At 61.1% G+C, this 13,783-nt stretch carries 15 protein-coding genes and 1 tRNA gene; 9 read left to right on the forward strand and 7 right to left on the reverse strand.

Going from position 1 to position 13,783, the window contains the following annotated elements; genetic code table 11:
- Positions 1 to 21: 21 nt before the first annotated feature.
- Positions 22 to 1,611: a malate synthase A gene (aceB, locus tag CR105_RS10520; RefSeq protein WP_099788407.1), complete on the forward strand. Its 1,590-nt coding sequence runs from the start codon at positions 22 to 24 to the stop codon at positions 1,609 to 1,611.
- A gap of 3 nt (positions 1,612 to 1,614) precedes the next feature.
- Here aceB and CR105_RS10525 read toward each other — a convergent pair whose 3' ends face one another.
- Both CR105_RS10525 and gloB read right to left on the reverse strand, forming a co-directional pair.
- Positions 1,615 to 2,265 (reverse strand): 2-hydroxychromene-2-carboxylate isomerase, encoded by a 651-nt coding sequence (locus tag CR105_RS10525; protein ID WP_099788408.1) that lies wholly within the window; start codon positions 2,263 to 2,265, stop codon positions 1,615 to 1,617.
- Between the two features lie 6 nt (positions 2,266 to 2,271).
- Positions 2,272 to 3,072, reverse strand: coding sequence for a hydroxyacylglutathione hydrolase (gloB, locus tag CR105_RS10530; protein WP_099788409.1), 801 nt, complete (start codon positions 3,070 to 3,072; stop codon positions 2,272 to 2,274).
- Positions 3,073 to 3,102: 30 nt separating this feature from the next.
- Here gloB and CR105_RS10535 point away from each other — a divergent pair, with 30 nt between their 5' ends.
- The 4 genes from CR105_RS10535 to CR105_RS10550 all read left to right on the forward strand — a co-directional run bounded on the left by CR105_RS10535 (position 3,103) and on the right by CR105_RS10550 (position 5,234).
- Positions 3,103 to 3,873 (forward strand): class I SAM-dependent methyltransferase, encoded by a 771-nt coding sequence (locus tag CR105_RS10535; protein WP_099788410.1) that lies wholly within the window; start codon positions 3,103 to 3,105, stop codon positions 3,871 to 3,873.
- A 10-nt stretch (positions 3,874 to 3,883) separates the two neighbouring features.
- The gene (rnhA, locus tag CR105_RS10540; protein ID WP_099788411.1) at positions 3,884 to 4,321 is read left to right on the forward strand and encodes a ribonuclease HI; all 438 of its coding nucleotides are present in this window, start codon (positions 3,884 to 3,886) and stop codon (positions 4,319 to 4,321) included.
- Between the two features lie 86 nt (positions 4,322 to 4,407).
- On the forward strand, positions 4,408 to 5,112 hold the full coding sequence (gene dnaQ / locus CR105_RS10545) for a DNA polymerase III subunit epsilon (protein WP_099788412.1): 705 nt from the start codon (positions 4,408 to 4,410) through the stop codon (positions 5,110 to 5,112).
- A 47-nt stretch (positions 5,113 to 5,159) separates the two neighbouring features.
- A tRNA-Val gene (locus tag CR105_RS10550) sits at positions 5,160 to 5,234 on the forward strand.
- Positions 5,235 to 5,393: 159 nt separating this feature from the next.
- On the opposite strand, the gene CR105_RS27760 is transcribed toward CR105_RS10550, so the two are convergent.
- Together CR105_RS27760 and CR105_RS27765 are read right to left on the reverse strand one after the other, a co-directional pair.
- Positions 5,394 to 5,981, reverse strand: coding sequence for an RES family NAD+ phosphorylase (locus CR105_RS27760; protein ID WP_131021683.1), 588 nt, complete (start codon positions 5,979 to 5,981; stop codon positions 5,394 to 5,396).
- A 16-nt stretch (positions 5,982 to 5,997) separates the two neighbouring features.
- Positions 5,998 to 6,453, reverse strand: a complete 456-nt coding sequence (locus tag CR105_RS27765) for a hypothetical protein (protein ID WP_131021682.1) — start codon at positions 6,451 to 6,453, stop codon at positions 5,998 to 6,000.
- A gap of 373 nt (positions 6,454 to 6,826) precedes the next feature.
- On the opposite strand from CR105_RS27765, the gene CR105_RS10555 reads away from it, so the two are divergent.
- Positions 6,827 to 7,168, forward strand: coding sequence for a YciI family protein (locus CR105_RS10555; RefSeq protein ID WP_099788413.1), 342 nt, complete (start codon positions 6,827 to 6,829; stop codon positions 7,166 to 7,168).
- A 13-nt stretch (positions 7,169 to 7,181) separates the two neighbouring features.
- Here CR105_RS10555 and CR105_RS10560 read toward each other — a convergent pair whose 3' ends face one another.
- The 3 genes from CR105_RS10560 to CR105_RS10570 all read right to left on the reverse strand — a co-directional run bounded on the left by CR105_RS10560 (position 7,182) and on the right by CR105_RS10570 (position 10,584).
- The gene (locus CR105_RS10560; protein WP_099788414.1) at positions 7,182 to 8,702 is read right to left on the reverse strand and encodes an AAA family ATPase; all 1,521 of its coding nucleotides are present in this window, start codon (positions 8,700 to 8,702) and stop codon (positions 7,182 to 7,184) included.
- 153 nt (positions 8,703 to 8,855) lie between these two features.
- The gene (locus CR105_RS10565; protein ID WP_099788415.1) at positions 8,856 to 9,602 is read right to left on the reverse strand and encodes an SDR family oxidoreductase; all 747 of its coding nucleotides are present in this window, start codon (positions 9,600 to 9,602) and stop codon (positions 8,856 to 8,858) included.
- 46 nt (positions 9,603 to 9,648) lie between these two features.
- A complete protein-coding gene (locus CR105_RS10570; protein WP_099788416.1) occupies positions 9,649 to 10,584 on the reverse strand; it encodes a LysR family transcriptional regulator in 936 nt (311 codons plus the stop codon).
- A 120-nt stretch (positions 10,585 to 10,704) separates the two neighbouring features.
- Here CR105_RS10570 and CR105_RS10575 point away from each other — a divergent pair, with 120 nt between their 5' ends.
- The 3 genes from CR105_RS10575 to leuD are packed head-to-tail and all read left to right on the forward strand — an operon-like array spanning position 10,705 to position 13,716.
- Positions 10,705 to 11,667 (forward strand): tripartite tricarboxylate transporter substrate binding protein, encoded by a 963-nt coding sequence (locus CR105_RS10575; protein WP_099788417.1) that lies wholly within the window; start codon positions 10,705 to 10,707, stop codon positions 11,665 to 11,667.
- Between the two features lie 23 nt (positions 11,668 to 11,690).
- Entirely contained in the window at positions 11,691 to 13,097 is a 1,407-nt protein-coding gene (gene leuC, locus CR105_RS10580) for a 3-isopropylmalate dehydratase large subunit (RefSeq protein ID WP_099788418.1), read from the forward strand.
- Complete coding sequence (leuD, locus tag CR105_RS10585; RefSeq protein WP_099788419.1) at positions 13,090 to 13,716, forward strand: 3-isopropylmalate dehydratase small subunit; 627 nt, start codon at positions 13,090 to 13,092, stop codon at positions 13,714 to 13,716. Before leuC ends, leuD begins: the two co-directional genes overlap by 8 nt.
- Positions 13,717 to 13,783: the final 67 nt, after the last annotated feature.

Genomic DNA, 13,783 nt, shown 5'->3' on the forward strand with positions numbered 1-13,783 from the left:
CAACTACAACAGGAGTCACGCATGAGCATCGCCACCCCGGACGGTATGGAAATTACCGGCGCCATCGAGCCAGGATTCGACCAGGTTCTTACCGCTGAAGCGCTGGCGCTGGTCGCCCAACTGTCGCGCGCCTTCGAGCCGCGCCGTCAGGAGCTGCTCGCCGCCCGCGTCGAACAGGCCAGGCGTCTCGACGCCGGCGAGCGCCCGGACTTTCGCGCCGACACCGCGCACATCCGCGCCAGCGACTGGCAGATCGCGCCGATCCCGAAGGCGCTCGAGCGCCGCCGCGTCGAAATCACCGGCCCGACCGAACGCAAGATGGTCATCAACGCGCTCAATTCCGGCGCCGATGCCTACATGACCGACTTCGAAGACTCGCAGACGCCGAACTGGGACAACCAGGTCACCGGCCAGATCAACCTGATGGAAGCGATCCGCGGCACCATTTCGCTCGAGCAGAAGGGCAAGACCTACAAGCTCAACGACAAAGTCGCCACGCTGATCGTGCGCCCGCGCGGCTGGCACCTGGACGAAAAGCATGTGCTGGTCGACGGCAAGCGCGTCTCCGGCGGCATCTTCGACTTCGCCCTGTACATGGTGCACAACGCGCGCGAATTGCTGGCGCGTGGCGCCGGCCCGTATTTCTACCTGCCGAAGATCGAATCGCACCTCGAAGCGCGCCTGTGGAACGACATCTTCGTGATGACTCAGGAAGAACTCGGCCTGCCGCAGGGCACCATCAAGGCGACCGTGCTGATCGAGACGATCCTCGCCGCTTTCGAAATGGACGAGATCCTGTACGAGCTGCGCGAACACAGCGCCGGCCTGAACGCGGGCCGCTGGGACTACATCTTCTCGTGCATCAAGAAATTCAAGCTCGACAAGAATTTCTGCCTGGCCGACCGCGCCAAAGTGACGATGACGGCGCCGTTCATGCGCGCCTACGCCTTGCTGCTGTTGAAGACTTGCCACGCCCGCGGCGCGCATGCAATGGGCGGCATGGCCGCGCTCATTCCGATCAAGAACGATCCGGAAAAGAACGAGACCGCCATGGCCGGCGTGCGCAACGACAAGGGCCGCGACGCCACCGACGGCTACGACGGCGGCTGGGTCGCGCACCCGGGCCTGGTCGAACTGGCGATGACGGAATTTACCAAGGTGCTCGGCGACCGCCCGAACCAGCTCAACAAGCTGCGTCCGGACATCGACGTCACCGCCGCGCAACTTCTCGACTTCAAGCCGGAGGCGCCGATCACCGAAGCTGGCCTGCGCTACAACATCAACGTCGGCGTGCATTACCTCGGCGCCTGGCTGGCCGGCAATGGCTGCGTGCCTATCCACAATTTGATGGAAGATGCGGCCACCGCCGAGATCAGCCGTTCGCAGGTGTGGCAGTGGATCCGTTCGGACAAGGGCGTGCTCGACGATGGCCGCAAGGTCACCGCCGAGATGGTGCGCGCGATGATTCCGCAGGAGCTGGCCAAGGTCAAGGGCGATGCGCCGAATGGCGACAACCCGACTTACGACCGCGCCGCCAAGATCTTTGAAGAAATGGCGACATCGGAATCGTTCGCCGAGTTCCTGACCTTGCCGCTGTACGAAGAAATCTAAGGGCTAGCGCTTGCGCTCCGCAAGGGGCGCCTGCGCCAGAAAATCGGCGAGCACCTGCTCGTCGATCCGTCGGCCCTGCAGGTGCCGGATCAGCGCATCGATCCGGTCGCTGCCCCAGAACAGTTCATTGCCGACCCTGAAGGTCGGCACGCCGAACAGGCCGTCGGCGATCGCCTTTTCGGTGTCCGCCGCCAGCTGCATCTTGATGGCAGGCTGCTGCGCCGCCGTTTGCATCACCGCCGCGCTCAAGCCGCAATCGGTCGCCAGCTTCAGCAGCACCGTCGTGTCCGACACATCCTCTCCACGTTCCCAGCACGCGTTCATCACCGCCGTGGCGAAGCGCCGCCGCTCGTCCTGGCGCGTCAGCGACAGGCACATGCGCATCGCCTGCAGCGGATTGAACGGATGGCCAGGCGGCCCCTTGAAGCCGGCGCCGAGCGCTTCGCGCATCACGTCACGGAACATATACGCGCGCTTGGCGGGAATTTCCGCCGGCCCGATGTTGCCGTGCGCGTTGAGCAAAGCCGCAAACAAGACCGGCTGGAACACGATCTGCGCGCCGGCTGCTTCGATGCGCGGCAGTGCACTGGCCGCCAGCCACGCGTACGGGCTGACCGGGTCGAAGTAGAACGTGACGATCTGAGTCGAGTCCATTGGCGCCTAGAAGGTGTTTTTCCACTCGCGCAGCGCCGCAAAGGCGGCGAGCGGGGCGGCGTCGGCCGCCAGCTTGTCCGCAGCGACCAGGCTGGCGACGATTTCAGCCTCCCGGTAGCGCAGGAAGGGATTGGTGGCTTTCTCCAGGCCGATGTTGGACGGCACGGTTGGCTCGCCGGCGGCGCGTTTAGCGCCCTCGACCGAGACGCGCCGGCGCAGCGCTTGGTTGCCCGGTTCGACCGCGCTGGCAAAGCGCAGGTTGGCAAGCGTGTATTCATGCGCGCAATAAACGGCCGTGTCGTCGGGCAGCGCGGCCAGCTTGCCGAGCGAATCGGCCATCTGCGCCGGCGTGCCTTCGAAGATGCGGCCGCAGCCGCCGGCGAACAGGGTGTCGCCGCAAAAGAGCCAGTGCGCGCCAGGCGTTTCCCGCACATACGCGATGTGGCCGCTCGTGTGGCCAGGCACATCGAGCACGCGCAGCGTCAAGTCAAGGCCGGGAACTGCGACCTGATCGCCTTCGCCGAGTGGCTGAGTGAGCGCGGAGATGTTATCGTTGCGCGGGCCGAACACCGGTACCGGCGCATGGGCGAGCAATTTGGGTACGCCGCCGATATGGTCAGCATGGTGATGCGTGAGTAAAATAGCAGTAAGTGTCAGCTTGTGCGCTGCCAGTGCTGCCAGGATGGGTTCGCTGTCGCCGGGGTCGACCACGGCCGCGTTGACGCCGTCATGCACCAGCCACAAGTAGTTGTCCTTGAACGCGGGCACGGTCAGCACGCGCAAGGCGCTACGGGGTAGATTGATCATAGTGTTGTTGGTTTCGACGAAAAGGCAGGCATGGACAGCGCGGCATCACAAAAATCCATTATAGCGCTCGACGGCTGGCTGCAAACTCCGGCCGGCGTCTACGTGCGTGCTTGGGAACAAGCGTGCCTGGACGAATTAACGGCTGATATTTTCGGCTACAACGCCGTGCAGATCGGCCTGCCGCAGATCGACGCGCTGGCGGCCAACCGCATGCCCAACAAATGGCAGGCGGCAACGCGCGCGTCGTCGCTAGACCAACTGGCCGTGAGTGCGGCGGGCAAGCAGATCGCGGTGGCGCTCGACTTTGCCGAATTGCCGTTCGCCTCGCAAAGCCTGGACCTGGTGGTGCTGCCGCACGTGCTCGAGTTCGCCGCCGAGCCGCACCAGGTGTTGCGCGAGGTCGAGCGCGTGCTCATTCCCGAAGGCCAGGTCATCATCTGCGGCTTCAATCCGGCCAGCCTGTGGGGCTTGCGCCAGGGCATAGGGCGCATCGCGCGCAGCCCGTACCTGCCGGTGGCCGGGGAATTCATTTCTTTGCCCCGCATGAAAGACTGGTTAAAATTGCTGAACCTTGGCGTTACCCGCAGTCATTTCGGCTGCTATGCGCCGCCATGCCGCAGCACCAAATGGCTCGACCGTTTCGCTTTCATGGAGCAGTCCGGCCAGCGCTGGTGGCCATACCTTGGCGCCGTCTACATGGTGCACGCGATCAAGCGCGTCAAGGGCATGACCATCATCGGACCGGCGTGGAAAAAATCAGCAACGGCGCCCAAAGCGGTGCCGGCAACTAACAGAGAGTAAAAGCAGACGGATGAGTAAAGTAGAAATTTTCACCGACGGCGCGTGCAAGGGCAATCCTGGAGCCGGCGGCTGGGGCGCCTTGCTGGTGGCAGATGGTCACGAAAAGGAAATCTTCGGCGGCGAACTGAACACCACCAACAACCGCATGGAGTTGCGCGCCGTGATCGAAGCGCTCACCACCCTGACGCGGCCGTGCGAAGTGGTGCTGCACACCGACAGCCAGTACGTGCAAAAGGGCATTTCCGAGTGGATCCACGGCTGGAAAAAGCGCGGCTGGAAGACCGCGGCCAAGGAGCCGGTCAAGAACGAAGACCTGTGGCGCGCGCTTGACGCCATTCAGGCAACCCATGCGGTGGACTGGCGCTGGGTGCGCGGCCACAACGGCCATCCCGGCAACGAGCGCGCCGACGTGCTCGCCAACCGCGGCGTCGAGACGTTACGCAAATAATTTCCCATTCGAATTAGCGGACGCGGCACTGCTATACTGCGTGCCGCGAGCCCACTCTTTTACTTGCCTGTACCCACTGAGTCTTTATGCGTCAAATCGTCCTCGATACTGAAACCACCGGCCTGAACCCGCGCACCGGCGACCGCGTCATCGAAGTTGGCTGCGTCGAGCTGCATAACCGCATGCTGACGGGTAACAACTTCCACCGCTACATCAATCCCGAGCGCGATTCGGAAGAGGGCGCGCTGGCGGTGCACGGCCTGACGAGCGAGTTCCTGCGCGACAAGCCGAAGTTTGCCGAGATTGCCCAGGAGCTGCGCGAGTACATCCAGGGTGCCGAAGTCATCATCCACAACGCGCCGTTCGACCTTGGATTCCTGAATGCCGAGTTCAAACTGCTGGGGTTGCCGACGTTTACCGAGCACTGCTCAGGCGTGATCGACACGCTGGTCAACGCCAAGGAGATGCATCCGGGTAAGCGCAACTCGCTCGACGCGCTGTGCGATCGCTACGGCGTCTCCAATGCCCACCGCAAGCTGCACGGCGCGCTGCTCGACGCCGAGTTGCTCGCCGACGTCTACCTGTCGATGACGCGCGGGCAGAATTCGATGTGGATGGAGACCGAGGAAGAGTCGAGCGCCGGCGGCGAACTGCTGGTGGCGGTGCCGCTGGCGGCGATCATCGTGCTGGCCGCGAGCGCCGACGAAGAGAGCGAACACCTGAGCGTGCTGGGCGGGCTGGACAAGGCCGTCAAAGGCGCCTGCATCTGGAGAAGTTACGCGGACGCATAAGTTTTCGTGACGTTTTCGCAGCGCTATGCGATAATACGACCCGCTTCGGGAGGTTAGCTCAGGGGTAGAGCACTGCATTCACACTGCAGGGGTCGCAAGTTCGAAACTTGCACTTCCCACCAAAATACTACGTAAAATCAAGGGCTTACCGTTTTCGGTCGGCCCTTTTTTTTGATGTACGAAAAATGTACGGAAATGCGCGCGCTCAGACTATTTGCCAGAGCGCTCACTGTCCGCGCCACTAGCCATAGAAGATGATCGAGGTTTCTTCGATTTCTCGCTCAGTCGTGGAGTGTAATTGAATGCTTACCGGTCTGCGCGAGATCATCGCACCTGTAATGCTCACGTTTTTTACGCCACCCTATACGTTCGGCTCGATTATCGCTGGCGTTAGCATGAAACGTTTTTACCTCCAATTTCTCATCCCACACGATTGTCCCATCAGCATCGATTGAACGGCCGTGGGAAATATAACGCAGGTCGCGAAGGCCAAAGTGGTAACTCTTCTCAATAGAGACCACAAAAGTGGCGAGCACCTCAAATTTTGTATCGAACTGTTTTCCGAAGACTGCCATATTCCATCCACCAAAGTGTCGTACACTTGGATCCAAAATAAGCGCATCTCCTGCGTGAATTGTTTCTGCAAATAGAGCTGTGATTACATATTTTTGATTATCCTCTCCGTCCACCTCTTCACGTAACCATTCGGCTAAGGTCGCTTCAACAAAAACATTCTGGCGATATAATTCGAACTTCTCACTACGCATCGCCTGGATGTAGTTGTTGAGGCCCGTTCCAAAACGATCAACACTACCAGTCGCAAAATGCGTCTGGAATGCCCCAACAACGTGTGCCTTGAAGGACTTCAACGACTCTCGAACTCAGCTATAACTTCAGGGGGACGCCGGCCTGAGATCCTTGCCGCATAGCATTAACAATGCCTTCGGAAGCTTCATTTGATCCGGCAACTCGGAGGGAGATGATCTGAACTATGTCTCCCTCTACAACCTTAATCTCATCCAGGGCGACCTTCTCATCCCATGCGGCGTAAAGTACTTCAGATTTAGGACGACTTGCCCGACCATAACGTTCGCTTCCGCCGCCACGGTATATTAGCTTATGAACATTAACAATTCTCTTGCCGGCTTCCAATTTTTGAGCGCGTAGCCAAATATTCTTATAACTTTCGAATATCTGGGGAGCACCATATCCGCGTGTGAAATCTGCGAGCAAGCCCCCCGATACCTCTTCACTCACTTTACCGGCCAATGCACTGTTGATCTCGGATCGAAGTCTGACTAAATCTGATAAGTCATGACGCGGAGTCGTAGGCGTGAACATAATGAATCTTTCAAAGTTGTACGAAAAACGTTACTTCCGTGTGAATTATCCTGGATATATTGAAATGAAAGCCTTCGACTTATGGTTTCAACAAGCCAGTTTATCTTGTTTTGATGTTCTAGATTACTTGGTCTTTTGTCGTCGCCGACGTTTGGCTCGAACTATGCGTTACCGGGTCCCCAAAAACTAAATTCTCCGCAGTCATACACGCTGCCGCGTTGTTCATCCGCTTGCATCATGCGGCCGAGCGCCATCAGCGACGCAACGATAACGGCAGTGTCGTTTTCGGATATTGGAGGCACGTTTGTCTCGAACCGTTTATATTTCCGTCTGGATCGCGCAGGGTCCACACCTTCTCCTTGGAACTGGCACTATGGCAAAATACCTGATCTCCTTTCCCAGCGCTGCGATGGTCGTGCCCGATGGCGAGTTCGAAGCGGTAGTTCGCGACTCGCACGCCATCATCGAAGAGACGAAAGCCGCCGGCGTCTACGTCTTCGGCGGCGGCATCGATGAAAGCGTGCCGCCGGTGCTCGTCGCAGCAGACGGGGCGGTCGCCGAGGGCGGCTATCCGTGGGCGCCAACTCTTGACGGCGGATTCGCCGTTCTTGAAATTTCCTCGCGCGATGAGGCGGTCAAGTGGGCCGCGCGCATCGCGAAGGCCTGCCGTTGTAGCCAGGAGCTACGCGTCTTCGGGTTCGACCCGCAGTCCTGAGGACGTCGCTGCGCTACCTGAACGCGTTCGCACTGGCATCAACACCCGTGCCGCCAAGCAAGCGCGTATTCAGACTGCCCCCGGAAAACAACATCTCGTGCAGCGCCGACTCGGCCGTTTCCCGCGACACCGCATCGTCACTTCGCGTCTCCAGATGACGCTGAGCGATCCGTCGCATCAATTCCTTGATGAATGCGGGGCTGGCCTGGTCGGTGCGCCGCGCCAGCTCGTCCATGATTTTTGATGGCACCGGAAGCGTCTTTGCGTACAGCTGAATCAGGCGCCGCCGATGATTCTCGTCCGGCAAAGGGAACTCGATGGTCTGGTCGATGCGGCCTGGCCGGCTGGCGAGGGCGGGCTCCAGCGTCTCGGGCCGGTTGGTCGTGAGAATAAAAAACACGTCCGCCCGTTCACGCAATCCATCCATTTCATTGAGCAGCCGGTTGAGCATGACTTCGTCGCAGGCGTTGGCACGCTCAGAGCGATCGCGCGCGATCAGGTCGGCATCCTCGATGACAACCAGCGCCGGCTGCAGCAGTCTTGCCAGCGCCATATATTCAGGCAGCAAGCCGGCTCCCTCCGCGGTAATCAGGAATGTCGTGTGACCCTTCAGGGCTCCGGCGAGATACCGGATGCAGTGCGTCTTGCCGGTGCCCGGCGCGCCATGGAACAGTAGGCCCTTCTGCGTGGACAAACCCATGTCGCGCAAGGCCTGGCGCTGCTCGGCGAACTGCAAGATGTTGCGCTCGACCGCACGCAAAGTCGATTCGGGCAGGATGACATCCTCGCGGGATACAGGTTCCAGTGTGTGGACGGAAATGCGCGCCGAATGGCCAGATGACATATATGGCTGCTCCAGCGACAGGACTCTGCCGCGATAACAACTGCCTTTCGATAGGCGCTGCTCCAGGGCGTCAAAAATGTACGTGCACAATTCGGCGCCAACCTGGCCTGGAGGCGCGGCCACCTCGATGACCAGGTCGCCGCCGCCGTGAAAATCGTTCTTCTGCGTCAGCACGACTGCGTACGGGCCACGCTCATCGGCAGGAAGCCAGAGGCCGTTCTTCAGGCAACGCGCCGTCTCGCCATTGCCGATCGCCACTTCTTCGTACTGGGCGGGTGCGGCTTCCAACGCACTGTGGCCTCGCTCCAGCAATTTCGAGAAGCACAGTTCGTCGTGCCGGTACTGTTGATGGATGCCGACAAAATTTGTCGGAATAATCCGTTCGCCGAGCAATTCGTCGACTGCATTTTGTAAATCGGCTTGCTGCCGCAACGGATAGGTACGCGATGTGGCCAGCAGCTCTTGCGGAGGCAGCGGCGCGAAATGCTTGGCGATGCGCTGATGCAGATATCGGTCCTTCGATGGCTTCGGCTTTTCGTCCTGCGGCGACGCGCGCAGCGCCGTGCCACAAAGTTCCACGCATTCATCGCAGATAAACCCGGAGTTCCCGGCGATAAGCCGTTTCTCATCACTAGCACTACCCAAACAGAACTGGCATCGTCCGCCGCCAAATATCTTCAAATCGGTCATGAATTCTCCATGTAAATTTCGTCGCGTAAAGAGGGTGTCTGTACAGAGAAAATACGATACGAGATATCAACAGCAGAGGTATTAAAAATGGTCAAGTGAACAAGGGTCAGCCATGGAGTCGAGCACGATTGACCTTGCGAATATCGCCTGCGATCAGCGGCCGCCCGACACGTCGATGAACGTCCCGGTGCTGTACGAAGCATCATCCGATAGAAGCCATAACGCGGCCTTGGCCACTTCGATCGGTTCGCCGCCGCGCTCCATCGGCACGAATGACTTCAGCCGGTCGATGCGGCCCGGTTCACCGCCGCTCGCATGCATCTCGGTATCGATCAGGCCGGGACGCACGCCGTTGACGCGAATGCCTTCACTGGCGACCTCTTTCGACAGCCCGATCGTGAGCGCATCCATTGCCGCCTTGGAGGCGGCGTAGTCGACATACTCTCCGGCGGAGCCAAGTACCGCCGCCCGCGACGAGATATTAACGATGCTGCCGCCGGCGCCGCCATGTTTGGTCGACATTCGCCGCACCGCTTCGCGCGCGCACACAAAACTGCCGGTGACGTTGGTGGCCATGATGCGGTTGATCCGCGCTGCGTCCATCTGCTCGACGCGCATCTGGCGCGACAAGATGCCGGCGTTGTTGATGAGCGCATCGAGCCTGCCGAATCGCTCGTCCACCAGCGCGAACATGCGTACGACCGCGGTCTCGTCGGATACGTCGGCCTGGATTGCCAGTGCTGTGCCGCCGGCATTTTCAATGGCAGCGACCACGTTCAAGGCTGCCGCCGCGTCAGTCCTGTAATTGACGCAGACTCTATATCCGTGTTGGGCGGCGAGCAGCGAGCAGGCCGCGCCGATGCCGCGCCCACCGCCGGTGACAAGAATTATTTTTTCCATCGTGCGATTTCCATTGGAGTCGGTCAGGGCGAAGCGAATGGACAGATTACCAGAACAGCTCGTCATCTGGACGCGCCATCTTGACATCGCTTCGATGTTCGGCAAACGCTTCCAGCATGAAATTCACCATCGCCCGGGTGCGCGCCTGCAGGTGCGCCTTGGTCGCGAACAGCAGATAGATGTCGGCCGGCGGCGCCGACCAATCCGCGAGAATGCGGCACAGCCGGCCCGATCGCAGATAGGGCGCGACGTCCCACTCGGATCGCAGCACGATGCCATGGCCGTCGAGCGCCCACGCCACCGCACCGTCGCCGTCGTTGGTACTTAACGGCCCGCGTACCTTCACCGTTTCCTGCCGCGTGCCGGAGCGGAAATGCCAGCTGCCGTAAGTCTCATCGCTCTCGCGCAGCACGATGCAGCTGTGGTCGTGCAGGTCGCGCGGCGTGGCCGGCACTCCGCGCTGCTTGATATAGGCGGGCGACGCACACAGGAAGCGGCGATTGTCGGCCAGCTTGCGCGCGGTGATCCTGGCATCGGGCTGTTCGCCAAAACGGATGCCGATGTCGAAGGCCTGCTCGACCAGGTTGGCGGGCCGCTCGCTCAGGTGCAGCTGCACCTCGACTTCCGGATACTGCAGCGCGAAACGCGACAACTGCGGCGTGATATGGCGCCGGCCAAATCCGAGCGTGGCGTTTATCCGCAGCAGCCCTTGCGGCACCACGCTGCCGCCGGCCAGTTTGCGCTCGAGCGAATCGAGGTCGGCGGTGATACGTTCGCCTTCGGCCAAGTACATTTCGCCTTCAGGCGTCAGGCTCATGCGGCGCGTGGTGCGGTTCAGCAGCCGCACCCGCAAGCGCTCTTCGAGTCCGGCGAGGCGCTTGCTGACGGCCGGCGGGGTGATGCCAATCTCCTGAGCGGCCGCAGCCAGGCTGCCGCGCCGTACAACGAGAGCGAAAAACGATAGGTCCGAAAGTATGTCCATTCGTTACCTTTCCGACCGAATGAATTGCTAATAACTGCATTATAGCGTGTTGATTTTCGAATATGATCGACGCACTGGCTTCAAAAGCCCGACCTATAAAACGATAATTGGAGACGACAAATGAAACTGAAATTGGGCATACTTGCCGCTGCTATCTTACTGTCCGCAAGTGCCAGCGCGGCGGATGTCTATCCCGCGCGCCCGGTCAGGCTCATCGTGCCGTACGCGCCAGGCGGCAGCGCCGACATCGTCGCCCGCCGCATCTCCGATGAGTGGGCGAAGGCCCTGGGCGGCAGCATCTTCGTCGAGAACAAGGGCGGCGCAGGCGGCAACCTCGGCGTCGATGCGGTCGCGAAGGCGGCGCCCGACGGCTACACGATCGGCTTGCAGACGGTGTCACTGGCAATCAACCCGTCGCTGTTCGCCAAGATGCCATACGACACGCTGAAAGACCTCGCGCCGATCGGCATGATCGCGTCGTCGCAGCACGTGCTGGTCGTCAATCCCAAGCTGCCGGCCAATAACACGCAACAGCTCCTGGCGCTGCTGAAAGCGAATCCGACGAAGCACAGCTATGGCTCGGCCGGCGCCGGCAGCACCTTCCACATGTCGGCGGAACTGTTCAAGACGGTAGCCAAGGTCGAGATCCTGCACGTGCCGTACAAGGGCGGCGGACCAGCGCTGCTCGACACGATGGCCGGCATGGTCGACATGAGTTTCCCGGTGCTGTCGGCCGCGGTGCCGCACGTGAAGGGCGAAAAGCTGCGCGCCATCGGCGTGACCGGCACCAAGCGCTCGCCGCTGCTGCCGAATGTTCCGACACTGGCCGAGTCCGGCGTGCCTGGCTACGCGTTCGACACCTGGTTCATCGCGTTTGCGCCGGCAAACATGCCGAAGCCGATGATCGACAAACTCAATGCCGCACTGAACACCGCACTCAATTCGCCGGAACTGAAAGCGAAGTTGATCAACGATGGTTTCGATCCGACCCCATCGTCGCCGGCCGAAGCCCAGGCGCGCGTCGCCAAGGAACTGGTCACTTGGAACAAGCTGATCAAGGATCGCGGCATCACCGGCGAGTAATCGACACATAACGGGGAACAACAATGCAACGCACGCTATACCGAAAGCTGGTGGACTCGCACACCGTGGCCACCATCGACGCCCAGCACATCTTGCTGTACGCGGACTTTCACATCATGAACGAGTACACCAGCCCGCAGGCGTTCACCGGGCTGAAGGACAAGGGGCGGCCCGTGCTGCGCCCCAGCCAGCACATGGCGGTGGTGTCGCACATCATTCCTTCCGATCCGGACCGCGTCGGCGAGCGCGTGATCAACGATCCCTCGTCGTCGCTGCTGGCGATTAATTTGCGGCGCAACTGCGAGCAGTTCGGCATCCGGCTGTTCGACACCAACGACCCGGACCAGGGAATCGAACACATCATCGCGCCGGAACGCGGCTATGTGCGGCCAGGCATGGTGATCCTGTGCGGCGACAGCCATACGACCACCTACGGCGCCCTGGGCGCGCTCGGGTTCGGCATCGGCACGTCGGAAGTCGAGCACGTGCTGGCGACGCAGACGCTGGTGTATCGCATCGCCGGCTCGATGCGGATCCGTATCGACGGCGCGCTGCCGCCGGGCGTGTCGGTGAAGGACCTGACCTTGTACGTTATCGCCACGATCGGCGCCCAGGGTGCCCGTGGTTTTGCGGTTGAATTTTGCGGCAGTACGATCGACGCGTTGTCGGTCGAGGCGCGCATGACCTTGTGCAATATGGCAGTGGAGGCCGGCGCGCGCGCAGCGCTGATTGCGCCCGACGAGACCACGCGCCACTACATCGCCGAGCATGTTGCGTCGGCTGTCGACGCGGAGCGCGGTGGCGTGCCGCAGGCGGCCTGGGACGACCTGCGTTCCGACGACGGCGCCGTGTTCGACGTCGAACACAGCTTGCTCGCAAGCGACGTGGCGCCTTTTGTCACGTGGGGCACGAGTCCGGACCAGGGCATACCGATTACCGGGCTGATTCCATCTGCGGAGGAGGGCGACTCCGCCACCCGCGCGCTCAACTACATGGGCCTGAAGGGCGGCGACTCGCTGTGCGGCACGCCAATTGACCGGGTGTTCATCGGCTCCTGCACCAACAGCCGCATCGAAGACCTGCGCGCGGCGGCGGCTATCGTCGGCAGCAACAAGGTCGCCCCCGGCGTGCGCGCGATGGTTGTGCCCGGTTCGGGCGCGGTGCGCAGGCAGGCGGAAGAGGAGGGCCTGGCCAAGGTGTTCATCGATGCCGGTTTCGAATGGCGCCAGCCGGGCTGCTCGATGTGCCTGGCCATGAACAACGACATCCTCGAGCCCGGTGAGCGATGCGCATCGACCACCAACCGCAATTTCGAAGGGCGCCAGGGTCGCGAAGGCCGCACCCACTTGATGAGTCCGCAAATGGCGGCTGCGGCGGCAATTGTCGGCGCCATCTGCGACGTCCGCAACTTTGGAGAACAACATGGCTGACATTGCTAACCGGATTGGCGGCGTTGCTGCGGCGATTCCGATCGATAACCTCGACACCGATCAGATCATGCCGAAGCAGTTCCTCCGAATTATCGGCAAGGAAGGCCTGGCCAAGGGTGCGCTGTACGATTTGCGCTTTGACGGGAATTGCGTTCCACGGCCCGATTTTGTGCTGAACCGCCCAGGCTACGAGAAGCCGGCAGTCCTTATCGGCGGCGCCAATTTCGGCTGCGGCTCGAGCCGGGAGCATGCCGTGTGGGGACTGCAGCAGCTGGGCGTACAGGCGGTCATCGCGTCCAGCTTCGGCGAGATATTTTTCGGCAATGCCTTCAATAATCGGCTGTTGCTGATCACGCTCGACCAGGCGTCGGTCGACGCGCTCGCTGTCGAGGTCGCCGCCGATCCGGCGCGCCACCTGCAGATCGATCTTGAGAGTATGCAGGTCTACTCGCCGTCCGGCCGCGCCTTCGCTTTCAGCATTGGCGAACGCAACCGTCGGATGATTGTCGAAGGCCTCGACATGATCGGCTTGACGCTGCAGCATCATGGCGCCATCGAACAGTTCGAGGCGCGGCATTTTGCCGCCGCGCCGTGGATGCGCGTGCTCAATCATGGGTAGGAAAGCTGACAACGGCCCTGCCAAAAAATCGGGGTCAGACCCGTTTGATATTCGCCCTAACGCCGAG

The organism is Massilia eurypsychrophila (genome assembly GCF_002760655.1).
GTDB lineage: Bacteria > Pseudomonadota > Gammaproteobacteria > Burkholderiales > Burkholderiaceae_D > JAFCUW01.